Source organism: Pseudomonas sp. GW821-FHT05D12 (assembly GCF_059419825.1).
The window spans coordinates 49074-72774 of record NZ_JBWKSN010000002.1; the positions used below are offsets into that span (position 1 = coordinate 49074).

The window sequence follows — 23701 nt, forward strand, 5'->3', positions numbered from 1 at the left end:
CAGACAAGATGTCTTGGATGCTGTTGGGAGGCGATTAAGTGGGGATTAACACCCACTGCAAGGTCAGGGCTGCCAGCACCCCGTAACGCACGCCCTTGGCCAGGGTCACCAGCAGCAGGAAACGCCACAACGGCTCGCGCATCACCCCGGCGACCAGCGTCAGCGGGTCACCGATGATCGGCACCCAACTGAGCAGCAGCGTCCAGTGCCCCCAACGCTGGTAATGGTGCCGGGCTTTGGCCAGTTGCGGGTCGCTGACCGGAAACCAGCGCCGGTGCTTGAAGCGCTCCACCCCGCGCCCGAGCAGCCAGTTCAGCACCGACCCCAGCACATTGCCGAGCGTCGCGACTACCAGCAGCCACCACAGGCTGTAATGCCCGCTGAGCAGCAGGCCAACCAGCACGGCTTCGGATTGCAGGGGCAGCAGGGTCGCGGCGCCAAACGCGGCGAGAAACAGCCCCAGGTAACCGGCAAGCATCGGTCAGTGTGCCGGGTACTCGGCCACCACCACATCCTGGCCGTCGCGGGTCAGGCCGATGACCTGATACGCCTCGCTGCGACCTTCGACTTCCATGCCCGGCGACCCCATGGGCATGCCCGGTGCGGCGATTCCCAGCAAGTCGTCGCGCTTGCGCAGCGCCAGGACCTGCTCGGCGGGCACATGGCCCTCGACAAACTTGCCGTCGATCACGGCGGTGTGGCACGAGCCCAGGCGCGGCGCCACGCCAAGGCGTTGCTTGACGTCACTCATATTGGCTTCGACATGGTCATTGACCTTGAAGCCGTTGCTTTCCAGGTGGCTGATCCATTTCTTGCAGCAACCGCAGTTGGCGTCGCGGTGTACGTCGATGGGGATCAGGTCGGCGGCCTGGGCCAGCGTGGTGGTGAACAGGGCCGACAGCAGGGCCAGGCGCAGGGTGGTTTTCATCAAAAGGCTCGCAAGCAGGAAGTGGCGATTGGGATGGCGGCGATCATGACGACGTCATCGCAGGCAAGCCAGCGCCCACCGGCGAGCAACCTTCGCGGTAATGTTTCAAAATTATACGAAGGGCGGATTTTCCAGCCGATGCTTGAGTTGGTCCAGGGCAATCGCGGACAACTCGATCATGCGCTCATGCAGGGTGGCCAGCTGCAATTCGGTCTCATAGGTCAGCACGCGCTTGAACAGCGTGCCGCCGCGAAACGGCTGCAGGAAGTAGTGAATGGAGCCATCGACGGCGAGGGAGGTAAACACGGTCTTGAACTCGCCGGGGCGGCGGGCGACCTGTACGCGGTAACTCATGGGCACGCGCACGCCCAAGAGGTCGATCATTTCGGTAAAGCGCGTGCCGACGGGGAGTGAACCGGTGGTGCCGGTGTCGGCACTCAGGGATGTGGGGTGCCATTCGTGCCAGCGATCCGGCTGGGTCACATAGTCGTAGACGGCATCGATGGGGGCCTCGATAAAGCGTTCCTGACTGATCCGCTCCAAGCGGACTGACTGCTCTGCAGCGCGCATGGCACACCTCCTGTGTGGCTGTGAACTGTCAGAATAGTCCGACTCCCGCGCATTGCACGGGAGTATCCAGGCCATTTATCAGCTCACCTTGAAACGCCCCATCAAGGCAATCACGCGTCCATTGGCGTCCAGCAGGGTCTGCGTATTGGTTTGCGTGGCATGGCCGCTCTGCACCAGTTCCTCGACCATATGTCGGATCTGCACCATGCTGCGGTTGATCTCCTCGGTCACCGCGCTTTGCTGCTCGGCGGCCGTGGCGATCTGCGTACTGAGGTTGTTGATATGGCTGACCGAGCCTGCCATCTCGTCCAGGCCGGTGTTGACCCGCGCGGTGGCATCCGCCGCCGATTGGCAACTGGCCTGGGTGTTTTCCATGGCCGCCACCGACGAACTCACCCCGGTAGTCAGGCGCGCGAGCATTTCGTTGATCTGCGAGGTGCTGGCCTGGGTGCGCGCGGCCAGTGCTCGGACTTCGTCGGCAACCACGGCAAACCCCCTGCCTTGTTCACCGGCCCGTGCCGCTTCGATTGCGGCGTTGAGGGCCAGCAGGTTGGTCTGGCCCGCAATTGCGCCGATCACGCCCAGGGTTTCGGTGATGCGCGCGGCGTCCTGGCGCATGTTCTCCACGGTGTGGGTGGCGCTGGCCACTTCGCCGATCAGGGCGCTGACACTGCTGGAGGCTTCGCCGACCACCACGCGGGAACGGTCGGCGTGTTCGTTGGCGCGTTGAGTGAACGAGGCGGTTTCTGCTGCGTTCTGCGCAACCGTGTCGGCGGTGGAACTCATCTCGGTGATGGCGGTGACGGTCTGGTCGGTCTCCGAGGCGTGGCGCACCAGGATCTGGTTGGTGTGCGCCGAGGTTTTCTGCAGTTGCTCAAGGCCCGACGACATGGCGCCGGTGGCCTGCGTGACCTCGCCGATCATGTTTTGCAGGTACACGATAAAGCGGTTGACCGAGTGGCCGATGGCGCCGAGTTCGTCTTCAGCGCGGATGGTGATGCGTCGCGTCAGGTCGGCGTCACCGGCGGACAACGCGTCAATATTGGCTTTCAGCGTGTTCATGCGCTGCACCAGTTGGCGGATCGCATAGGCCGCCAGCAGCACCAACAGCAGCACCATGGGGATTTGCACCAGGGCCAGGCTGCCGAGCACGTCGTCGCGCTGGGCGGTGATCAACGAGGTGGGCAGGGCGGTCGCCAGGAACCACGGCGTGCCTTCGATGGGGCGCATATAGAACGTGCTGGCCACGCCCTGGTTGTCGAACTCGCTGCGCTGCAAGGCCTGGTCACGGTGGGCCAGGGCTTTGCTGACCTGGGCGGCAAATGCCGAGGTGCCGGTGAGTTCGCTGATGTTCTTCAACACCACCGGGCCACTGAGGCGCGTGCTGTTGCTGATGATCTTGCCGTCGCCTTCGACGATCAGCATCTGCCCGCCGATGTCTTTTTCCTTGCTGGCCACCAGCGCGTTGAAAAAGCCCAGGGTCACGTCAATGGTGGCGACGCCATACGCCGCGCCGTCCCGCTGGATCGCCATGGCGCAGTTGGTGCGCGGCTCCTGGCTGGCGTCGTCCTTATAGGCGGCAGCCCAGGCGCATTGGCCACGCGGCGCGGCGAGGCCGCCCTTGTACCAGCTCTGGTCGTAGTAATTGGGGGCAGGGTCGCTGTTCCAGAACGTGTTCACTACGAGCTTGCCCGACGCATCGCGGTGCCAGAACGTGCTGTGCTTGTTGCGCCCCGGCGTGCGCTGGTTGGGCAGCGGCCAGATGCCGCCGCCGAAGACTTTCAGCTCGCCGTACTGGTCCACCAGGCCGGGCAGGACCTTGTCGATGGCATCGCTGTCGAGCAGCACAATGGTCTGGGTGATGCTGCGTTGCTGGGCCTGGACCTTGTTCAGTTCGCCCTGGATCTGCTCGGCCACTTCACTGATGCGGTTGAGCACCACCTGTTCCTCGGTGTACTGCAGCTTCGGCGCAACCAACTGGCCGATACCCACGACCGTCAAGACCAATAACACCAGGACGAACAGCACCAGAAACAGGGTGTAGCGAGTTTGAATGGAGCGCAGTGGGGGCATGGGATTCGTCCTTACGAAGCGTTTATTGTCGACGCGGCTTTTTGGAGCTTCGTAGGGCTATCGGCGTGGATGGGCGGAGCTTTAGGTACGATGGTGCTAAATAGCTGGGGCTGACCAGAGCGAGGCCGACTACCCGCCGCGCTCCGTGTAGGAACCGATATTGAGGCGCCGCTCTACGTCCCACGACCTTGATCGCTAGGTGACCATAAGACGGTCTTCCTCAAGGGTTTGCCCATCTCTTCATTCAGGGCGTTTTCGGTAAACGGTCTCGGATTGACAGTGCTCGGCGGTGTCGAGGGGTCATTGTCGAAATCAAAAGGTTCGGCATCGCTGGGCAGGCCAATGGCTTGACGTACTTCATTCCTGGCGAGACCCGATTCTCCCGGCGCTTCGCGGGTTTCCCCCGGCAGGAATGTACCGGTTGCGCCATTGTAGGCGGAGGCCACCTGACCGAAGAGAGCGGTGGCGGGTATCCGTGTGTTGGTGCGGTCGGCGTTTTCGAGCGTAGCCGGCGAGTCAAAGTGAATGATGCCGCGATCGGCGCGGGCACCGGGCACGCCATTGGTGATCGTTCCGAAGGCCCCTTCGCCTGCGCTTTCGGACTCCTCAGGTGTCATGTTTTCCAGTCCAGTGCTGCCAAACAGGTATTCGTTACCGCCGTGGTTGATCGGCCGTATGCTGACCTTGGCGCCATTTATTGCCGCAAGCTCATCCATTCGCTTGAGTGCCTGTTGCCCCGTGGGTGAACTGCGCAGAAATTCAAAATCGTCGGCGACGCTCTGCTTGAACTCCTGTGCCTGGTCCTCGTTGACTTCTGGTGGGGCGTCCACGCTGAAGCCGCGGTTGCCGGCATTGCTGGGTTTGACCTCGGTGAAAGCCGATCCTTGAGTACGGTCGAAACTATCCCCGGCCTTGGCGTAGATGCGGTCATTGGACTGGTTGTTCCAAATGCTGTCTTTGCCTTTGCCGGTGTAGAACGTCGTGCGTGCGTTCCCGACCAAGTTGTCATCGCCATTGCCACCATGTGCAACGGTGTGCCCGCTGCCGGAGAAAAGCACATCGTCGCCGTCGCCACCATCCATGTAGGTTTGCTTGGTGGCGGGGCCAGAGCCCGCAATGAGCAGGTCATTGCCCTTGTTGCCGTACATCACGCCGTTGCCGCTGCCGCCGATGATCGTGTCGTCGCCCTCGCCGCCGGCGGCATAACCCAAACCACTGCCCAACACCAGGGCATCGTTGCCACGCCCTCCGAACAGCCTGCTGCGACCGCCGCCAGCCTGGATGCGATCCTCACCATCACCGCCTTCCACTCTTGTACGAAGCTTGACGTCATCGTCGATGATGACCGTGTCGTCGCCGCCGTGGGTATCGATCGCCAGCTCCTGCTCGCGGTCTTCCTTGCTTTTGACGTCGAATACATGCGGTTTATCGTTGATTGTGATCTGCAGCTTGTCATTCGGTAAATTGCGCACATGGACACGGTCAGCGCGATCACCGGTTTCTACGTGCAGGAAATTGTTCAGGATCTGCGGCTTTTTCGGGTCACTGGGGTCCCAGTCGATTGACCGGCTGATTTTGGTGCCACCTTCGTCGAACAGCACCTGTGTCCGGCGGTTAACCATGTCTGGCTTGAGGTCGGTCGGTGGGGTGTAGGGCGAGGTGGCTGTCTCGGGAGGCTTGGGTAGCTGGGCGTAAGGCTGGGTTGCCGAGGGGTTGGATGGCGTGGATATCATGACAGGTCCTTTTTATCGACTCTTGAGGCGCCCCTGATGACGCATCAGGGCTGCTCTTACGTGGCATCGCGCCTGCAAACGTTCCTCTCGCCCGGGGCCGATTGAGTGCCAAACGTTTCGTCGTGGGGGCGCCTCCCTCCAGGCGCCCCGTGGGTTTGGCGGTCAGATATCCAGCATCGCCATTACCGCCTCGGGATAACGAAGGCCGGCGGTGGCATCGGCCGGGAAGATCGCCTCCAGCGCGGCCAGCTCGCGGGTGCTGAGGGTCAGCGAGACGGCGGCGACGTTTTCTTCCAGGTACTTGCGCTGCTTGGTGCCGGGGATCGGCAGAATGAATTCGCCCTGTGCCAACACCCACGCCAGTGCCAGTTGCCCGGCCGTTACGCCTTTTTCGGCTGCGAGTGCCTGGACCTGTTGGACCAGCAGCAGGTTTTTCGCAAAGTTGTCGCCCTGGAAGCGCGGGCTGAAACGGCGGTAATCATCGGCAGCGAAATCATCCGGGCTTTTCAGCGCGCCGGTGAGAAACCCCCGGCCCAATGGACTGTACGGCACAAAGGCGATGCCCAGGCGTTGGCAGGCAGCCAGGCAGCCGTTGAGTTCCTGGTCGCGGCTCCACAGTGAATACTCGCTTTGCAGGGCGCTGATGGGGTGCACGCGATGGGCGCGCTCCAGTGTGACGGCAGACGCTTCGCTCAGCCCCAGGTAACGCACCTTGCCCTGTGTGACCAGATCGGCCATGGCGCCGACGGTTTCTTCGATGGCCACGTCGGGGTCGATACGGTGCTGGTAGTACAGATCCAGGGTGTCGATGCCCAGCCGTTGCAGGGTGCCGTCGATAGCATTGCGAATGTATTCGGGCCGGCCATTGACCCCGCGCAATGCCGGATTCGCCGGGTCACGCACGATGCCGAACTTGCTCGCCAGGAACACCTGGTCGCGCTTGCCGGCGATGGCTTTGCCGATCAGTGCCTCATTGGTGTGCGGGCCGTAGATGTCGGCGGTATCGAGGAAGTTGATTCCCAGTTCCAGCGCGCGATGCAACGTGGCGACGGCCTCCTGGGTATCACTGCCGGTGGTGTAGAAATCCGTCATGCCCATGCAGCCGAGGCCGATGGCGGAGACGTGCGGGCCGTTTTTACCGAGTTGACGAGTGTGCATGGGTCCAGCTCCTGGGTAGGGAAGGGCTCCATTGTCATCCTCGACAAAACCTTGATAAACCGGCTAAAAGCACTATCACTATTCGTAATTTCTAAATAATCAGCCAGGAGCCGGCCCGTGGACCGTTTTAATGCGATGCGTGTGTTCACCCGGATCGTCGAATTGGGCGGGTTTGCCAAGGCGGCCGACAGCCTGCAATTGCCACGCGCCTCGGTGACCATCCTCATCAAGCAACTGGAAGCGCACCTCGGCGTCCAACTGCTGCAGCGCACCACGCGCCAGGTCAGCCCGACCCTGGACGGTGCGGCGTACTACCAGCGCTGCGTGCAATTGCTTGCCGACCTTGAGGAAACCGAGGCAGTGTTTTCCACGCGCCGGCAGAACCCGCGCGGCACCTTGAGCGTTGATATGCCCTCGGGTATCGGCCGGTTGATCGTGATCCCGGCGCTGCCGACGTTCACGGCGCGCTACCCGCAGATCGAGTTGGAAATCGGCCTCAACGACCGCACGGTGGACCTGATCCGCGAAGGCGTGGATTGCGTGTTGCGCGGTGGCCCGGCCCTGGATGAATCGCTGGTCGCCAGGCCACTGGCGATGATGGACCAGATTACTCTGGCCAGCCCCGGTTACCTCGAACGCTTTGGTACACCCGTGACATGGGACGACCTGGCGGGGCACCAGATGGTCGAGTATGTCTCCAGTGCCAGTGGCAAATGCTTCGGCCTGGAGTTCCAGGTGGGCAGCGAACTGCGCGAGGTCAACCTGCCCAAGGTTGTGGCGGTGAACAGTTCCGATGGCTATTTCGCCGCGTGCGAGGCGGGTTATGGCTTGATCCAGGCGCCGTGCTATCACGCCAGGCGCTCACTGGCCGAAGGTCGGCTGGTGGAGGTGTTGCCGAGGTTTACGCCGCCGCCGATGGCATTGACCGCGCTGTACCCGCCGCATCGGCAATTGTCGCTACGGGTGCGGGTGTTCATTGATTGGCTGGTGGAACTCTGCGCCGGGTCGGGCACTGGGTTGCAGCGTTAAGCCTGGGCCTTGCGGTAAGCGCCGGGCTGCTGCCCGGTGACCTTATGAAACGCGCGCGTAAACGCCGCCACTGATTGATACCCCACCGCCAGCGCTGCATCGGCCACGGTCTGGTCCTGCTTGAACAGTTGGCAGGCATGGCGCACGCGCATCATCAGCAGCACTTGCCCCGGCGATTGCCCGCACAGTTCATTGAACCGCTTGAAAAACGCCGAGCGCGACAGCCCGGTGCAGGCGGCCATGCTTTCCAGGCTCCAGGGTTGCTCGGGGTGGGCGATCAATTGCTCGAGCAAATGCGCAAATGTCGGCTGCCGGGCCAGCGCGGCAAGGCCGCCAAGTTCGGTGTTATCCAGCACCTGCTGGCGCAGCACATACAGGAACAGCAGATGGCAGAGGCGTTCCAGCAAGGCGGAAGAGGGCGGAGTGCGTGCGCATTCTTGCAGGATCAGGTCGAACAGGTTGCGTGCAGCCGTGAGTGACGGATCGCCGGCTCGCAGCACGATCCAGGCGGGCAGGGTGTCGACAATCATCGCCGACAGGCCGGACTGGAAATGGAAGAACCCGCAGACCAAGCCCACGCCGTCGGTGGCGCTGCTGTCCAGCGGCTCCATTGGGCGACGCGGGCATTCCTGCGCGCCCGCCGCCGTGGCCTCACCCGACAGTCGATACTCAAGGTCACGCAGCAGGAACACCGCGTCGCCGTTGTCCAGCGCCACCGGGGTGGGCTCGCCATCGATGTGCAACCAGCACTGACCCTGCACGATCAGGTGGAAACTGGCCCGGGCCAGGCCGTGGGTACTGGCGTGCCAGTCGCCGCAATAACGCCCGACGTGGAACAGGCTGGTGTTGAGTTCGAGGCTGTCTAATAACCAATCGACAAGTGCACTGGACGAATTCATCTAATGGAAAGACTCAAGAGCAAGTAATCGCTACTTTAGCCTATTGAGGGGTTTTTTTATAACCAACAGACTGGTTACACCAACCCCCCAGGAGACCACTCCATGTCCCGTGTACCGCTGCTCACCCCCGAAACCGCCCCGGATGCGGCCAAACCCTTCCTCGAAAACGCGCTGAAAGGCTCGGGGTTCATTCCTAATCTGCTGGCGGTGCTGGCCAATGCTCCGGCGGCGCTGGAAACCTACATCACCGTGTCCGGCCTGAACGCCAAGGCCGAACTGAGCCTGGCTGATCGTGAAGTGGTGCAATTGATTGCCGCGACGACCCATGGCTGCGACTTCTGCGTTGCCGGTCACACCGCCGTGGCGCGCAACAAAGCCAAGCTGCCGGAGGCGGTGATCGAGGCGCTGCGCCAGCGTGGCGAATTACCCAATGCGCGGTATGAGACACTCGCCGCCTTCACCCGTGAAGTGATCGCCACCCGCGGCGATGTCAGCGATGCCGGTTATGACGCGTTCCGTGCGGCAGGCTACTCCGAAGGCCAGGCCCTGGAAGTTATTTTGGGCGTCAGCCTGGCAACCCTGTGCAACTTCGCTAACGTGTTTGCCCGTACCCCGCTGAACCCGGAGCTGGCGCAATACCGTTGGGAAAAACCGGCCAGCTGAAGTGGCGATGGTCCCTCTGCGTTAACAAGGAGAAACATGAATGCTTGACCCTATCTTGAGCCGTTGGCTCGATGTTCAAGCGCAGGCCCTGGATGTGGGCAGTTGCGATCCACAGGAAGTGCTGCCACGGCTGGCAGAAGCCAATGTATTGCGTATCGGTGTGCCTACGGCACTCGGCGGGCTGGGCGGTGATGTGGCCGGCGCCGTGGAGGCCATCGCCAATGTCGCCAGCCATTCGCTGGCGGCGGCTTTCGTGTGCTGGGGCCAGCGGTCGTTTATCGAGTATTTGCTGCAAAGCCCGAATGCGCGGCTGCGCGAGCAACTGCTGCCGGACCTGCTCAGCGGCAAGCTGGCGGGGGCGACCGGGTTGTCGAATGCGATGAAGTTTTTGTCGGGCATCGAGACGTTGCAGATCAGCGCCGAGCCCAACGACCACGGCTGGACCCTCAACGGTCGCCTGCACTGGGTGACCAACCTGCGCAAGAACGGCTTTGTTGCCGCTGCGGCGATTGAACATGCCGGTGGTGGCGCACCGTTTATCCTGGCGATTCCGGACTCGGTGGCCGGCTTGCAGCGCTCGCGCGACCTGGAGTTGCTCGGCCTGCAATCGAGCAACACCGCGGCGTTGGGCCTGGAAGGCGTGGAGCTGAGCCGCGACTGGTTGCTGCATGACGATGCGCGCAAGTTTTTGCCAGCGGTACGCCCGGCGTTCCTTGGCCTGCAGTGCGGCATGTCGATCGGCCTGGCGCGGCGCTCACTGGCTGAAGTGGCCAACCATCTGGGGGCCAGCCGTACGGTGTTGCGTGAAGAACTCGAGACATCGCGCGTGACCCTCGATCATTTAGTCAGCGAGCTGAAGAGCGGCCTGTTGGCCGGGCGCTTTGCCGCCGAGCCGGTGCCGTTGTTCAAGCTGCGCATCGCCCTGGCCGAAACCGCCGCCAGCGCTGTGCAGCTGGAGTTGCAGGCCAGCGGCGGCAAGGCCTATCTCACCGCGCATGGCAGTGGGTTTGCGCGACGCTGGCGTGAGTCGGCTTTCGTGCCGATCGTCACGCCGAGCCTGGTGCAATTGCGCACCGAGTTGCAGCGTCAGGCCAACCTATGAGCCCGGCGGTATTGACGGCCCAGGGGATTTGCCTGGGGTATTCCAGTGGCCCGGTATTGCAGGGATTCGACCTGCAGTTGCAGCCTGGCGAAGTGGTGTCGATCCTGGGTCCCAGTGGTGTTGGCAAGTCCAGCCTGTTGCGTGTGCTGGCCGGTTTGCAAGCGCCTCAAGGCGGCAGCGTACGTGTGCTCGGCGAGCCTTTGAATGGCCCGCATCCACGCGTCGCGGTGGCGTTCCAGGACCCCAGCCTGTTGCCTTGGCTGAGCCTGGAAAAGAACGTCGCCTTCGGCCTGGATTTCGCCCGCCAGCCGCACCTCAGCCCTGAAGAGCGCCGCCACCGCGTCGACCACGCCATCGCGGCGGTAGGCCTGGAGCACGCGCGCCAGCAGTTTCCGGCGCAGTTGTCCGGTGGCATGGCGCAGCGCACGGCGTTGGCGCGCTGCCTGGCACGCCAGCCGCAGGTATTGCTGCTGGATGAGCCATTCGGCGCCCTCGACGAGGTTACCCGCGCGGACATGCAGCACCTGTTGCTCAAGGTCAATCGCGAGCAAGGCGCGGCGGCGGTGCTGATCACCCATGACATTGATGAAGCGCTGTTGCTGTCCGACCGCATCCTGCTACTGGGCAACCGCCCGGCGCGGACGCTGGGCGAATGGCTGATCGACCTGCCGCAGCCGCGTGAAGAACAGGTGGAAGCCATCGGCACGCTGCGCATCGAGATTCTCAAAACCCTACGGCAGGCGAGCCGCCCCCAACCCAACCCCCTTGACCTGCCGGAGCCCTGCCATGTGCCTGGATGACCTGACTCACTCGCGCCGTGATTTTCTCAAACTGTCCGCCGTACTCAGCGCCGCCGGCGCGTTGCCACTGTTGAGCAGCCTGCAGGCGCGCGCCGCCAGCGAGCCGGATGCGCCGGTACGCATCGGCTACTTGCCAATCACCGACGCCACGCCGTTGCTGGTGGCCCACAACAACGGCCTGTTCGAAGCCGAAGGCATCAAGGCCGAACGCCCGGTGCTGCTGCGCAGTTGGGCGCAGGTGATCGAGGCGTTTATCTCGGGCCAGGTCAACGTGATCCACCTGCTGTCCCCCATGACCGTGTGGGCGCGCTATGGCAGCAAGGTACCGGCCAAAGTGGTGGCGTGGAACCACGTCGGCGGTTCGGGCCTGACCGTGTCACCGGGCATTACTGAGGTGAAGCAACTGGGTGGCAAGTCGGTAGCGATTCCGTTCTGGTATTCGATCCATAACGTGGTGGTGCAGCAGCTGTTTCGCGACAACGGCCTGACCCCGGTCGCCCGTGCGGCCGGCAGTGCGATTGCCGCGAACGAGGTCAACCTGATCGTGCTGCCGCCCTCGGACATGCCGCCGGCCCTGGCCAGCAAGCGCATCGATGGCTACATCGTCGCCGAGCCGTTCAACGCCTTGGCGGAGAACCTCAAGGTCGGCCGCGTGCAGCGCTTTACCGGTGACGTGTGGCGCAACCATGCGTGCTGCGTGGTGTTCATGCATGAACATGACCTGACCAACCGCCCGGAATGGTCGCAGAAGGTGGTGAACGCTATCGTCAAGGCCCAGGTCTGGACCCGCGACAACCGCGAGGAGGCGGTGAAACTGCTGTCCAAGGACGGCCCGAACCGCTACACGCCGCATGCCGAACCGGTGCTCAGCAAAGTGCTCGCCCCGGCGGCCGGCGACCGCGCGGCCTACCTGGCCGATGGCGCTATCCAGCACGCCAATTGGGATGAGCACCGCATCGACTTCCAGCCCTATCCGTTCCCCAGCTACACCGAGGAACTGGTGCGGCGCTTGAAAGACACGCTGATCGAGGGCGACAAGAAATTCCTCGCAGACCTCGACCCGGCCTTCGTGGCCAAGGACCTGGTGGACGACCGCTTCGTGCGCAACGCCATCGAGGCGGTGGGCGGCATGAAGACCTTTGGCTTGCCGGACGGCTTTGAGCGGACCGAGGAGATTGGCGTTTGAACAACCGCAGAGTCCCGGGCTGGTTGCTCGGGTTGAGTGGCCTGGCCGGCTTGCTGGTGCTCTGGTGGCTGGGGGTGAAGGTACTGGGCGACGCGGACGGCCTGTCCGCGCGCTTTTCGCTGGCGGCGACGTTCACCAGCCTGGGGGAATTGCTCGGGCGGAGTGAGCTGTATCTGCACATCGCCGTCAGCCTCAAGCGCATTTTTGTCGGGCTGTTCCTGGCCTTGCTGGTGGGGGTGCCACTCGGGCTCCTGGTGGGCAGTTCGCGCAACCTGGAGGCGGCGACCACGCCCGCGTTCCAGTTCCTGCGGATGATCTCGCCGTTGTCCTGGATGCCCATCGTGGTGATGCTGATGGGGGTAGGGGACCCGCCGATCTACTTCCTGCTGGCCTTTGCCGCTGTGTGGCCGATTATGCTCAATACCGCAGCCGGCGTGCGTCAGTTGGATCCGCGCTGGTTGCAATTGAGCCAGAGCCTGAGCGCCACGCGCTGGGAAACCTTGCGCCGCGTGATCATCCCCGGGGTGGTCGGGCATGTGCTGACCGGCGTGCGCCTGGCCATCGGGATCCTGTGGATCGTGCTGGTGCCGTGCGAAATGCTCGGGGTCAGTGCGGGGCTGGGGTATTACATCCTGGATACGCGTGATCGGTTGGCTTATTCGGAACTGATGGCGATGGTGCTGTTGATCGGGGTGTTGGGGTTCGCGCTGGATGCGCTTGCACGCGGGTTGCATCAGCGATGGGTGCATGCGGGCTGACAGGCCCTGAAACGAAAGCCCGGCATTTCGCCGGGCTTTCGTGGGTCGGCTCATCGACCCGGCTTACGCCGCCACTGAATTCCTGGGTGACGCTTTTTCCTGTTTGAAGATGTGCAGGTCACCAGGCAGATCATCCGGTTTCAAACGCTGGGCTGGATCAGGCACGTGATTGGTTTTCCTGAGCCCGAGGCTTGGCCCCGGATCGGTCCTTTTAAACACCCCGACACCGATGCTGCCCGTCAACTCTGCCACGCCCGGGATACCTTGGCTGGTTTTCATGTGGGCGTTGCCCACCAAGGCAATCCATTTTTCGCCCGCGGAGTTTTGCCGGATGGTCTGCGCGGCGTAGTAGTTGAATTCCTTTAGCCTTGGCACAAAGTCCTGGGCCTTCATCGCTTGCTTGTACAGCTCGCGTTCATCCTTGTGCCGGGTCAAGTAACAATGGTCCAGCGGCACGACTTCTATATCTGCATCGGAAAACTTTTTAACCAGTTGATTGAAAGAGGGAAACCGTGGGGTTATGCCATCCCCAAGGTAGCCGATGCCGTCGTCGACGAGCTTCATCTGTGCGTCATAAAACGTGGCTTCCATATACAGCTTCTTCACGCCTTTTTGCTTGAAGGTGTCCACGTTGTCGAACAGTGTCTGGAAGCTCGCCAGGTCTTTGTGAACGTCACCAAAGACCACCCCATCTGCCGCGTCCAGCGCTTTTTCGATCAGTTGTGAAGGTGTGACGCTTTTGGGAATCTCGGGAATGGTCGGCCGCGCTGGCAGTTCGCCAGAGGCCATGCGTTGGTAGAAGGCGTCCATTTCCCGACTAAACTTTTCGCGGGTCGCGGCTTTTCTGCTGGGGGTGAAATGGGCGTCATTGCGCGCACCGTTGATGCTCGTTACGTACTCTGCGTCAGGCAAGTGGTCGGTTTTAGGCGCGGTGGGGACGTGACGGCCCTGCCGGTCGATGGGGTTATACCGGGCGTTACCTGGCCGTCCTATGGCGCCCTCCATCCTCGGCGAGGGCGGCATCATTGCATCCAGAGGGTTGAAGTCGTCCAACGGGGTGCCGTAAGGCCTCATCTGGACCGGATCGTAGGCATAGCGTTGGCCATTCGCCAGGATGGTGTCGGCCTCGTAGGTCTGGCCTCCGTACTTGAACGAACCGTACGTCAGGGGCCCATGTTCGCGGCTCATTGCATTGGCCAGGTTCAAGGAGTCTGTCGCGCCCTTGATCTTGTCCACACCCTTGCCGATCAGCTTGGCGCCACCTTCCACCAGGTCGCCGAGCCCACCCAGCGGGTTGAGTTCACTGATGACGGTGGTTCCGAGAATTTTCGCGACCTTCAAGGCCTTGCTCGCCGCGCCGGCAGCTTTAGCGCCGACCTTGGCAACCTTCCCCGCGCCGGCGGTGACAAACCCGAAGATATCCATGCCCAGGTCGATTGCGCCGTCCAGGTGGTTACCGTTTTGAAAGTTGACGATCGCCGACCTGAGGGGAATCAGGTCGAGAAAAAAATCCGCCAGTTTCCCCTCGGTTTCCATTTGCTTGTCGAACGTCGTGGTGCCCTTGGCCTGCTTGACCACATCGTTGTTATCAATCTCCAGGTGTTCGACAAAAGCATCGGCAATGGCCTGGGTTCGCGTGCTTGCAAAGCTGTTGGGGGTGGCGCGTGGCTCGCTCGCTTGACCGCCTGAAGCCAGGGCTGCGGCAACGGTATCGGAGGGTTTGAACGACTCTATCGGGAAGACACGGTTGGCTTCGCGCTCGCGTTCTTGAGTCAGGACGGTGTTCGGCACCGCGGTGATGGACCCCCGTTTAAAGTCGATCTCATAGACCTTTTCGCCGTCTACCCCCGTGGTTTTGACCAGCAACGCCTGGTTTTTTTCTGCGAGGGTTCGATCGGTAAAGCCCAGGCCCAACTGGTATGTATGATTTTGAAAGAACTCGAGCTTGCCGTATTCGAATTGTTCCCTGTCAGGCAGAGGAAGCTGGGCAATCATCTGTTTGACGGCCGTCTTGAGGCCTTGTTTGCGCTGGTCGATGGCAGCGGTGAATTGAGTGTCGAACTCGGTTTTCACCTCCAGATTGAGGGACTTGCCTCGTGTCGCCTCAACGATCCGATCATCGGTGGACTCCCATTCATACTGGTGCAGGCCGCTCATGGCGATATCCAGCAGCGAATGCGGGCCGGCGGGCGCGCGATTGGGGTCGTAGAGCGGCTGGGCGTGAGGCTGCACGGTCTGCTTGACCGTCAGGAGTTTCTCTTCAAAAGGTACGTTCTCGCCAAACCGTTCTTTCAGCTTGGCCAGCGCAATTTCCTTGCGGCTGGGAATAGGGGCCTCAATCTGGCTGCTGGCGTCGACGCGCATGCGTGCCTGCTGATTGAAGGCACTCCTGACCTTCTCAACGTCGGTGGTGTTGTAACGGCCAGCCTCTGTTTCAGAAAGCACGCCGTTGACCACCCCCCAGACTCGCAGCGCAGCGGTCTGTGCCTGTTGGGTCATGGCAAGGTTTTGCAGGCCGGCATTTTCGGCCTCCAGCATGACTTGGGCAAAGGTCATATTGGGCACCTTACCAGGTGCCTGGTGTTCTATCGTGGCCGCTGCGATCGACAGGCTGACCCAGGCAGGGCTGCCATAGGTGACATTGGCGGGGATATCTTTGATCAGCAGTTCAGGGGCTGTCCTGGCCAGTAGCAGGTAAGCACCGACCTTGGCCATTCCAGATGTGGTGTAGCGTTTGGTCTCCAAATGCTTGCTGAGGTTGTCCACTATCGTGGAAGCGGGTTTGCCCCAATGACTTTGCTGGACCAGATCGAAGCCAGCAACCTTGGTTTTATTGGGCTCAGCAATCGATGTCGGGTCCAGAAACAAATTCATCGCCGCCAACGTGTAGTCGTTTACGCTGGTATCGGTCGCAATCCCGTTCAATTGAGTCTGCAAGGCTTGGCCCAACCCTTGCGCACGCGCGGTGCCAAGGAGTGCTTCCAGTGCCTTTGCCGGGTCCTTCAGGGCCTCGGCAGACAGTGGCTGGTTGCTGTTCAAATACTCCAGAAGCCCCTGGCTTGTCACCATCGGTGGGGGATTCGGATGCTCTGTCACATAGAGCCGCGCGTTTTCCATCAGCGTGCGCTGCGCCTGGCTACTCAACGGCACTGGCCAGGACAGCGCGCCACCAAAGTTGCCCAGTGGGTGTTCCATGGAGCGGTCGAGCACCGCGTCGGCCAGCGCGCTCAGGGCAAAATGGCTGTTGGGCGTTTTCAACCCGTAGTCGGTGATGAAGTCTTCAAGCGTCGATGCGGTGTCTACTTGCGAGGCGTAGGTTGAGGCCGGATGAATATCCATGAGAGCGGTCGTCAGCGCCGAGATGATTGCCTGGGGCGTGGTGTTCACCCCCAGGCGGGCGGCTATCTCGTTGAGCTTTTGTCCCAAGGTCCGCAGGTTCTGCTTGTCCGCCAGGGACCGTGCCAGCCCGGTATGGCTGGTGTCGGTGGGTGAGCGCCGCTGGCGCCCTGTAGGTGTCTGGTCGGCGTCCTCTGAAGGCTGAGGTGTCGGCGCAGGGCTGACCAATAATGCGGGTGTCGCAGCGGGAGTGGGAAGCGGGAGAGTTTCAGCGCTGGGCTGGTGGGGAGGTGTATAGGCAGATATTGACATCGGTGGGTACCTTTTTGACTTGCCAAGAAAAGCGCCTGTCATTAGGAGGTTCCCTGTTCCTCAGGCGCCTCTTTGGGTGTGGAAAACACCCGCCGAGGTTCCTCCTGAGGGGACTGCTGTGTGTAAGACCGAGTGTCGATAAATCAGAGAATTTTCTGATACCGCTCAGGCGTCAGCGGTGGTAGTACCCCGGCCCGCCTTCTGAATAGCGATGGTCGTGCCAGCCGCCTCCGTGCGGGAAAAAGAAGCAGCCGCTCATGCTCAACATGACCAGCAAGGGGATCAGCAGTGCGATACGACGAAGCATGTCCAAGTCCTCCGGGGCTTACAGGATCAATCAGGCGTCAGACAAGCCAAAGCTTTTCATCGCCTGTAACATAGGACCCTGCCGACCCGCGTCCATCCCCGTTGCCGGGTATGTACTTGGCATGTTCGGCGATACAAAGTGGATACATTTTTCAGGTTCAGGAACCCGTCATGACCCAAAAGCAACGTTTGAAATACTCGATTCTGATCGCCCTGGCGGTACTGGCGACGATGTTTGGCCTGTCCTATCTGCAGAACATCGGGGCGATCAGTGAGAAGACGTTCCAGACCATCGCCATTGCCGTTGCAGTGGTCGTGGTGGTGATCAACGGCATCATGCGCCGCAAGGTCAAGCTCTAAGCCTGCGACGCGACGTCAGGCGCGACCTTCGAGTACCTTCGCAGCCTCTTCATGGAGGCTGTAGCTTTTATCCGCATTGAGGGTAATCACGCCCTCGCTGCACAGGCGCTTGAGCACCTCGCGCACACTCAGAAACGACAGCGGGATGCCCAGTTCGAGCAAATGGCTGTGCACGCCGCGCACGCCCAGCGTGCGCTGGTTGTCGGCGGCGGTGAGCAGGGCGTCGATGACCTTCAGCCGAATCAGGCTGGTGCGCAAACCGAAACACTTGAGCAAATGGCGAATACGCTGGTTGCCTTGCTGTTCGGGCGCTTTGCCGAACGTCTGTGCGCCGCTGCCGTAATGGGCGTCGGCTGCCGGTGAATGTCCGTCCGTGGGCACTTGCGGGTTGTACATGCAAAACTCCTTATCAGAGCCTGATCAGGAAAATGATGGCGCTCTTAGTTAATAAGACGTACGAGCGAGCAAAATCATGAAGTCTCGGATGTAGAAATTTTGTCGGTATCGGTTTTGTCACAGTCGCGCCGCCTTAAATAAACCTCGGCGCGCGCTAAATTGTCCGCGGCTTTTTGCGTCCTTACGGTGGGGTAGCTACCCCTGGTGAGGGTGTTCAATTTGACTGTGGAGTCTGCGTGATTATTTCCAACGGGTTGTCCAGGGTGTGCGTGGCGGGGCTGTTGCTGGGGTTGAGCCTGGCCGCATCGGCGCGGGAACAGTCGACACAAGCGTCGGCGGATATTCGGCGGACCAGTTTCGGCGTGCCACATATTCGTGCCAGCGACGAGCGCGGCCTGGGCTTGGGCATTGGTTACGCGTATGCCCAGGACAACCTGTGCCTGCTGGCCAATGAGGTGGTGACGGTGAATGGCCAGCGCGCCAAATTCTTCGGTCCCGAGCAGTCGACCCTGGAGGAACGCAGCAACCTGGCCAGTGATGTGTTTTTCACCTGGCTGAACACGCCGCAGGCCGTCGCCGCGTTCTGGAACGCGCAAAGCCCGCAGATCCGCCAGCGCATGGAAGGCTACGTCGCCGGCTACAACCGATACCTGAAAGAGCAGGGCGCTCCCGCGCAGTGCCAGGCGGCATGGGTGCGGCCGCTGGAGGTTGGCGACCTGGTGAAGCTGACGCGCAGGTTGTTGGTCGAAGGCGGTGTCGGCCAGTTTGCCGAAGCCCTGGTAGGCGCGGCACCGCCACAGGCGACCGCCAGCGTGCGGCCGACTGCCAAGGCCTTTGCACTGGCTGACGCCCAGCAACAGCGCTTTAGCCTGGACCGCGGCAGTAACGCGGTCGCGGTCGGCCGAGAGCGTTCGTTCAATGGCCGTGGCATGTTGCTGGCCAACCCGCATTTCCCGTGGGTGGGCGGCATGCGTTTCTACGAGATGCACCTGACCATCCCCGGCCAGCTCGATGTGATGGGCGCCGCATTGCCCGGCCTGCCGGTGATCAATATCGGTTTCAACCAGCATGTGGCGTGGACCCATACGGTGGATACCTCCAAGCACTTCACGCTGTATCGCCTGACGCTGGATCCCAACGACGCCACGCGCTACCTGCTCGACGGCAAATCCATTGCCCTGGAAAAAACCACGGTGACCGTGCAGGTCAAACAGCCGGACGGCAGCATTCAACCCGTGGTGCATCCGGTCTACAGCTCGCAGTTCGGCCCGGTGGTGCAATGGCCGGGCAAGCTCGATTGGGACAACCACTACGCATTCAGCTTGCGCGATGCCAACCTGGGCAACGACCGCGTGCTGCAGCAGTGGTACGCGATGAACCAGGCCAGCGACCTCAAGGCCCTGCAAACCTCCGTCCACACGCTGCAAGGCATTCCATGGGTCAACACCGTGGCCGCCGATGATCAAGGCCAAAGTCTGTACATGAACCTGTCGGTGGTGCCCAACGTCAGTGCGGCGAAACTGGCGCAATGCAGCGACCCGCGTGCCGGCCTGCAGATGATCATGCTCGACGGCGCCCACAGCGCCTGCGCCTGGGATGTGGACCCGCGCGCGGCCCAGGCCGGCATCTTCGCCGCCGACCAATTGCCGCAACTTGCGCGCACCGACTACGTGCAGCACTCCAACGACTCGGCCTGGATGGCCAATCCCAAGGCGCCGCTGACCGGCTTCTCACCGGTGATCAGCCAGGACCACATCGGCCTTGGCCCGCGTGCGCGTTTTGCCCTGCAGCGGCTGCAGTCCCTGGAGAAGCAACCGATCCGCGTTGTCGACCTGCAGAACATGGTCATGGACAATGAGGTCTACCTCGCGGGCCAGGTCATGCTTGACCTGCTCGAGTTCTGCGCCAAGCAACTCGGCGCCGACGCCACCACGTTGCAACCGCTGTGCAGCCGCCTGAACACCTGGGACCGGCACGCCAACCTCGACAGTGGCCTGGGCCTGGTGCACTTCATCGATCTGGTCGAACACCTGCAGCAAATCCCCGACGCCTGGCGCGTGCCTTTCGACCCGACCCAGCCGCTGACCACACCACGCGGCCTGGCCATCGACCGCGCGCCTGTTGCCCAAGCCCTGCGCGAAGCCATGCTGGCTTCCAGCGCAGCGGTCGCCAAACTCGGCCTGGGTGCCGACAGCCGATGGGGCGATATCCAGGTGTCTGGCCAGACCCCGGTGCATGGTGGCCCGCAGGAGTTGGGGATCTACAACGCCATGCAAACCGTGCCTCGCGCCGACGGCAAGCGCGAAGTGGTCAGCGGCAGCAGCTACCTGCAAATCGTCACCTTCGACGACCAGGGCCCCCATGCCCAGGGCGTGCTGGCATTCTCCCTGTCGAGCAACCCCGCGTCCGCGCATTCCAAGGACCAGACGCAGCTATTCTCCCAGAAAAAACTGCGCACGCTGCCCTTCACCGACGCCCAGATCAAGGCCGACCCGGCGTATCAGGAACGGCGCGTACAGGAGTAGGGCAGGCACGCAACCCCTTGATCCCCATGCGAAATATTTTTGAAATCAAGGGGTTGCAGGCAAAAGCAAATGAGTACATAATGGCGCCCATCGAACGCAACGAAGCATTAAAAACTTCAATGTATTCAATGAGTTAGAGTAGAGGCAGGGTTTTATAGCCCGCTCAAGTTTTTATGCGGTGAATGCCAGTGGTAAGGGCATTGATCGTTTGAGGCCGAGTAGCAAAATGGTTATGCAGCGGATTGCAAATCCGCCTACGCCGGTTCGATTCCGACCTCGGCCTCCACTCTTAGAAACCCCGTAGATTAACGTCTGCGGGGTTTTTTATTGCCTGGGATTTAGGAATCGTTCCGCAATTTTTAGAATGTGTTCCGCAACCCCCTCCTGTTCGTTGTTCGTTAAACCGACGCCTGAGTCAGGCTTCGGTTTGATCAGTTATTTCGAATTGCAGCCCCTCGCGGTAGCTGCCGACGAAAAGCACATGTGTACAAGACTGCTTCTTTGTGTGGTTTATCGACGATCGTCACGCTTACCAAAAAATAAGTTTATTCGCACTTTACGTCGGATTGAGAGCCCAACCGCCCACCGCCATAGTAATTTAAGAAATCCCGCATAACCGGCATCAGCGCCTCCTGCGAAGCAATCTCCCAGAACTTTCTCTCTCCCCAAACCGGCTCTAACCGCTTTATAAGTTCCTGCGCCGTATTGTGCTGGCCCGTACGCAGCCAGTGCCTGAACATATTCTCGTTTTCCTGCCTCGGTAGCTGTGCAGCCTGGAGCAGTTTGAGTGTGTATCGGTAGTTCAGTGGCCACAGTTGTTTTAAAAAATCGAGTCTCTCAGCGATGGGAAGCCTCACTAGCCAGTGCCTCACTTCCTTATCCACCTGAGCAATGCCAGATCGCGAGGCCACCTGTTCCGGTGTGAAATGAATGTCGTCCATGGTGTGCGAGGCCGAGTGTCTAAGGGAGATCTCATTCTGTCCCAAGCACAGGAATAACGGGCAGTTTTATTTTTTCGCTCGCACGGCTCTCAAATGGCAGCCCATCCAAAAAAATCGGGTCAGACCACCGTTAAAGAATTGTGGTTTGACCCCGTTTTCAATGCCCGCTTTTGGCCGACAGCTGTCGGCCGTTCCGTAGTCTGCCCGCCATCTGTTTAGCTGGCAGCAACGGCCCGAGGAGGGGAGATCAAGGTTGATTCAGGCACAGCCATTTGGATGTCAAAAAGCCGGATCAGTCACGTGATTGCCCTTGTCGGCTCGCACTGTCCGCCTCCAATCGTCAATTGTCCTGGCTCTAACCGGAACGTGCTTAACCACCATTAGCCCGATTGGACTGCCAACGCGTGGAACGACCCGCTATGCCTGTAAGTCTACCTGTATCTACTCATGGGTAAGGTACAGCGCAATGGATAAGACAATCACCGTCGATCAACTAGCTACCATCGACCTTAGATCAATCAACGAAATATGGCTCGGCGAAACGCATACCCAGTTATGCCTATGGCGTGGCGAACAGGTCTTTACCCACGAGATGATGAGCGAGGGCACCCACGATCAGAATGTCCGGCGCCTGTGCGTGCAGTTGGTCAACTCTGATGATCAAGCCGCCGTGGCCAGCGTTGAGGTAATTGTGCGCGAACGGCTGGAAAAAATCGGGAAGGAGGGCGAGTTTTATCCCGCAGAGGAGGCTGATACTCATCAATAAGAAAAGGAGTATCGGCCATTCATGGGGAGGTAACCCAAGGCCTGTTGTCGCTTGCAAACGTATCTTCCGCTGATGAGCCTGGAACGCTTAGGATTACTCACTCAATTCAGTAGCAACATGGAGCAGTCAACAGGTTATGGAGATTGAATTTCGCAGTAATGGCATGCGTGACAACCCGTCTGTAGGTACATGCGATGAGTACGCTGTGAGCGGGATTACCAGCTTTGACGATCTCGCCGAAGCTCATCGTAAGATTGCTGAGGCGCACCCTGGATTTACACCTCTGTTCTCGCTCGATGATCTGCACCAGGCCCGCTACACCTCGGGACATGCGCGCAACAATTCAGGGATGGACGATGCATCGGAGCAGGACATAGCGGGTTTACCGCCAGAGTGCTTCGAGAATGGTGAATACATAGGCTATCCGACTACGAAAGCGGAGTTCGCAATCTGTCTTCGCAATTTCATGAACCTGGTTGTAGCCACGTCTTTCGAAGACGCTTGCGCGCATGGTTTGACGCTGGATGAGCAGGCCCTGCAGGAGTGGATCGGTTATCAGAACAACCCTGTCTCTCTTCTGGAACAGCCCCTTTCAGCTGTCGTGGTGCCCGTTCAGCAGTCTTGCCAGGCACTCGCGGCTTTTCCGAATGGCTATTTCACTTCCGACCTGGATCCAGCGAAGAACTTTGCGGTTGCGCGTCACTTTTCGGAAGCGCATGGCTTTGAGTTGATGGGCGTAGGTGCTTCTTACATCGGCTTCATTCGTGCTGAGCCGCTTGATACATCCTTGGCTAACGTCGTAGCGCAAGACTTCTGTGCGCTCTACAACACTCGCGATGAAGACCTACAAGTACGCGTTTGCGCAGTTGCACAGGCGATCTCCGGTCGGACGCATTTGTGGCTCCGCTACGTGGAATGAACTCCGTGCGCAGTAAAAGTGCTGCGCCGCTGATTTCATAGACGACATGAGTAGATCGCCCAGCACCAATGCCCATCCATCAAGCCGGCCCCTCGTTCCTGAGAATACGCTGCTCCTTCACCTCCCCGGCGTACCCGCCAATTTTCGCCTGCTGCGCCGTCAGTAACGCGCTGATCTTCATCAGCGCCACCGCTTCGTGTGGGGTTTTCGCGTTGGCCGCCATGGCCGTCAATTCGACCACGGACCAGCCTATGACCGCTGCCGCATCTTCCAGGTCGTAGAACAGTTCCTGCTGCGCCGTCCTGGGGCCATCGAGGCCTTGTATCAAGTCTTTCATCTATGACTCCGATGACGTGAGTTCAAGCGCCATGACCACCATGCCGATTTCTGCCAGGTCGGTGCTGAAGGGAATTTCTGCAACCTGCTGGAAACCCGACGCGGCGTAAAAGCGACGGGCATTGGCATTGCTCTTGAGGACATCCAACCAGAGCAAGCGTTCTCCACGTTGCAATGCCCATTGGCGAATGAACTGCAGGAGTTGCTTGCCATACCCGCGCCCTGCGGCGCTGGTGAGGAAGTAGATTTTTTGCAGTTCGGCGCCGGGTTCACCGGTCACGGGGGCAGGGGTGGACCGGTTGACCTTGGCAAAGCCTACGAGGTGGCCGCTGTCATCGGCGGCGATAAACCAGGCGTGCTGGTCGGGCTGGGCGAGTGAGCGGCTGAGCGCGCTGGTTGAGAAGTCCTGGTCGAGAAAAGCCTGCAAGCCGGCGGGCGACCAGATGGCCGAGAAGTGTTGCCGGTAGGTTTCGCAGCCGACTTCGCGCAAGGCGTCGAGGTCGGCCTGGGTCGCTTGCCGAATGGTGAGCATGTTCTTCCCTGAGTGGCGCGTCGGCGCGCTTTATTGCGCTGCCGAGTCGCCAGTGTGTCTCAGGCAGCAAGGG

23 protein-coding genes and 1 tRNA gene are annotated in these 23701 nt (G+C 60.8%); 11 read left to right on the plus strand and 13 right to left on the minus strand.

Annotated elements, in window-relative coordinates; translation table 11 throughout:
• Positions 1 to 34 precede the first annotated feature (34 nt).
• The 6 genes from AC07SI_RS03135 to AC07SI_RS03160 form a co-directional block, all read right to left on the minus strand.
• On the minus strand, positions 35 to 478 hold the full coding sequence (locus tag AC07SI_RS03135; protein ID WP_106803710.1) for a YqaA family protein: 444 nt from the start codon (positions 476 to 478) through the stop codon (positions 35 to 37).
• A 3-nt stretch (positions 479 to 481) separates the two neighbouring features.
• Positions 482 to 928 carry a DUF411 domain-containing protein gene (locus tag AC07SI_RS03140; RefSeq protein WP_213553761.1) on the minus strand — a complete coding sequence of 149 codons (447 nt, stop codon included), beginning with the start codon at positions 926 to 928 and terminating at the stop codon, positions 482 to 484.
• A gap of 111 nt (positions 929 to 1039) precedes the next feature.
• Complete coding sequence (locus AC07SI_RS03145) at positions 1040 to 1498, minus strand: SRPBCC family protein (protein ID WP_065908138.1); 459 nt, start codon at positions 1496 to 1498, stop codon at positions 1040 to 1042.
• 78 nt (positions 1499 to 1576) lie between these two features.
• Entirely contained in the window at positions 1577 to 3571 is a 1995-nt protein-coding gene (locus AC07SI_RS03150) for a methyl-accepting chemotaxis protein (RefSeq protein ID WP_106803712.1), read from the minus strand.
• A gap of 173 nt (positions 3572 to 3744) precedes the next feature.
• On the minus strand, positions 3745 to 5304 hold the full coding sequence (locus AC07SI_RS03155; RefSeq protein ID WP_495005071.1) for a M91 family zinc metallopeptidase: 1560 nt from the start codon (positions 5302 to 5304) through the stop codon (positions 3745 to 3747).
• A 162-nt stretch (positions 5305 to 5466) separates the two neighbouring features.
• Complete coding sequence (locus tag AC07SI_RS03160; RefSeq protein WP_495005072.1) at positions 5467 to 6462, minus strand: aldo/keto reductase; 996 nt, start codon at positions 6460 to 6462, stop codon at positions 5467 to 5469.
• 117 nt (positions 6463 to 6579) lie between these two features.
• Here AC07SI_RS03160 and AC07SI_RS03165 point away from each other — a divergent pair, with 117 nt between their 5' ends.
• A complete protein-coding gene (locus tag AC07SI_RS03165) occupies positions 6580 to 7491 on the plus strand; it encodes a LysR family transcriptional regulator (protein ID WP_495005073.1) in 912 nt (303 codons plus the stop codon).
• Here AC07SI_RS03165 and AC07SI_RS03170 read toward each other — a convergent pair.
• Positions 7488 to 8390, minus strand: a complete 903-nt coding sequence (locus tag AC07SI_RS03170; RefSeq protein WP_495005074.1) for a cupin domain-containing protein — start codon at positions 8388 to 8390, stop codon at positions 7488 to 7490. The two genes, AC07SI_RS03165 and AC07SI_RS03170, sit on opposite strands and share 4 nt — an antisense overlap.
• A gap of 102 nt (positions 8391 to 8492) precedes the next feature.
• Between AC07SI_RS03170 and AC07SI_RS03175 the strand changes: the two genes are divergently transcribed.
• From AC07SI_RS03175 to AC07SI_RS03195, 5 genes are read left to right on the plus strand one after another with little or no spacing between them, the layout of a single operon-like run.
• The gene (locus AC07SI_RS03175) at positions 8493 to 9053 is read left to right on the plus strand and encodes a carboxymuconolactone decarboxylase family protein (protein WP_065908152.1); all 561 of its coding nucleotides are present in this window, start codon (positions 8493 to 8495) and stop codon (positions 9051 to 9053) included.
• A 40-nt stretch (positions 9054 to 9093) separates the two neighbouring features.
• The gene (locus AC07SI_RS03180) at positions 9094 to 10155 is read left to right on the plus strand and encodes an acyl-CoA dehydrogenase family protein (protein ID WP_495005075.1); all 1062 of its coding nucleotides are present in this window, start codon (positions 9094 to 9096) and stop codon (positions 10153 to 10155) included.
• On the plus strand, positions 10152 to 10955 hold the full coding sequence (locus AC07SI_RS03185; protein WP_495005076.1) for an ABC transporter ATP-binding protein: 804 nt from the start codon (positions 10152 to 10154) through the stop codon (positions 10953 to 10955). Before AC07SI_RS03180 ends, AC07SI_RS03185 begins: the two co-directional genes overlap by 4 nt.
• Complete coding sequence (locus AC07SI_RS03190; protein ID WP_213553755.1) at positions 10942 to 12141, plus strand: ABC transporter substrate-binding protein; 1200 nt, start codon at positions 10942 to 10944, stop codon at positions 12139 to 12141. The genes AC07SI_RS03185 and AC07SI_RS03190 overlap by 14 nt, the downstream gene beginning before the upstream one ends.
• Positions 12138 to 12899: an ABC transporter permease gene (locus AC07SI_RS03195; RefSeq protein WP_201144764.1), complete on the plus strand. Its 762-nt coding sequence runs from the start codon at positions 12138 to 12140 to the stop codon at positions 12897 to 12899. The genes AC07SI_RS03190 and AC07SI_RS03195 overlap by 4 nt, the downstream gene beginning before the upstream one ends.
• Positions 12900 to 12962: 63 nt before the next feature.
• On the opposite strand, the gene AC07SI_RS03200 is transcribed toward AC07SI_RS03195, so the two are convergent.
• Both AC07SI_RS03200 and AC07SI_RS03205 read right to left on the minus strand, forming a co-directional pair.
• Complete coding sequence (locus tag AC07SI_RS03200) at positions 12963 to 16547, minus strand: hypothetical protein (RefSeq protein ID WP_495005077.1); 3585 nt, start codon at positions 16545 to 16547, stop codon at positions 12963 to 12965.
• A gap of 172 nt (positions 16548 to 16719) precedes the next feature.
• Entirely contained in the window at positions 16720 to 16854 is a 135-nt protein-coding gene (locus AC07SI_RS03205) for a hypothetical protein (RefSeq protein ID WP_256595088.1), read from the minus strand.
• Positions 16855 to 17024: 170 nt separating this feature from the next.
• On the opposite strand from AC07SI_RS03205, the gene AC07SI_RS03210 reads away from it, so the two are divergent.
• Entirely contained in the window at positions 17025 to 17213 is a 189-nt protein-coding gene (locus tag AC07SI_RS03210) for a hypothetical protein (RefSeq protein WP_016978057.1), read from the plus strand.
• Positions 17214 to 17228: 15 nt separating this feature from the next.
• Here the strand turns inward: AC07SI_RS03210 and AC07SI_RS03215 are convergent, their stop codons facing one another.
• Positions 17229 to 17609: a fe2+ zn2+ uptake regulation protein gene (locus AC07SI_RS03215; protein ID WP_065908163.1), complete on the minus strand. Its 381-nt coding sequence runs from the start codon at positions 17607 to 17609 to the stop codon at positions 17229 to 17231.
• Between the two features lie 236 nt (positions 17610 to 17845).
• On the opposite strand from AC07SI_RS03215, the gene pvdQ reads away from it, so the two are divergent.
• Together pvdQ and AC07SI_RS03225 are read left to right on the plus strand one after the other, a co-directional pair.
• Complete coding sequence (gene pvdQ, locus AC07SI_RS03220; protein WP_495005078.1) at positions 17846 to 20134, plus strand: bifunctional acylase PvdQ; 2289 nt, start codon at positions 17846 to 17848, stop codon at positions 20132 to 20134.
• Between the two features lie 212 nt (positions 20135 to 20346).
• Positions 20347 to 20420: transfer RNA gene (locus AC07SI_RS03225), tRNA-Cys, on the plus strand.
• A 259-nt stretch (positions 20421 to 20679) separates the two neighbouring features.
• Here the strand turns inward: AC07SI_RS03225 and AC07SI_RS03230 are convergent.
• Entirely contained in the window at positions 20680 to 21075 is a 396-nt protein-coding gene (locus tag AC07SI_RS03230; protein WP_495005079.1) for a hypothetical protein, read from the minus strand.
• Positions 21076 to 21541: 466 nt separating this feature from the next.
• Between AC07SI_RS03230 and AC07SI_RS03235 the strand changes: the two genes are divergently transcribed.
• On the plus strand, positions 21542 to 21841 hold the full coding sequence (locus AC07SI_RS03235) for a hypothetical protein (RefSeq protein ID WP_106803730.1): 300 nt from the start codon (positions 21542 to 21544) through the stop codon (positions 21839 to 21841).
• Between the two features lie 136 nt (positions 21842 to 21977).
• A complete protein-coding gene (locus AC07SI_RS03240; RefSeq protein WP_495005080.1) occupies positions 21978 to 22760 on the plus strand; it encodes a DUF4253 domain-containing protein in 783 nt (260 codons plus the stop codon).
• Between the two features lie 79 nt (positions 22761 to 22839).
• Here the strand turns inward: AC07SI_RS03240 and AC07SI_RS03245 are convergent, their stop codons facing one another.
• Both AC07SI_RS03245 and AC07SI_RS03250 read right to left on the minus strand, forming a co-directional pair.
• Complete coding sequence (locus tag AC07SI_RS03245; RefSeq protein WP_495005081.1) at positions 22840 to 23097, minus strand: hypothetical protein; 258 nt, start codon at positions 23095 to 23097, stop codon at positions 22840 to 22842.
• Positions 23098 to 23628 (minus strand): GNAT family N-acetyltransferase, encoded by a 531-nt coding sequence (locus AC07SI_RS03250; protein ID WP_282396070.1) that lies wholly within the window; start codon positions 23626 to 23628, stop codon positions 23098 to 23100.
• Positions 23629 to 23701: the final 73 nt, after the last annotated feature.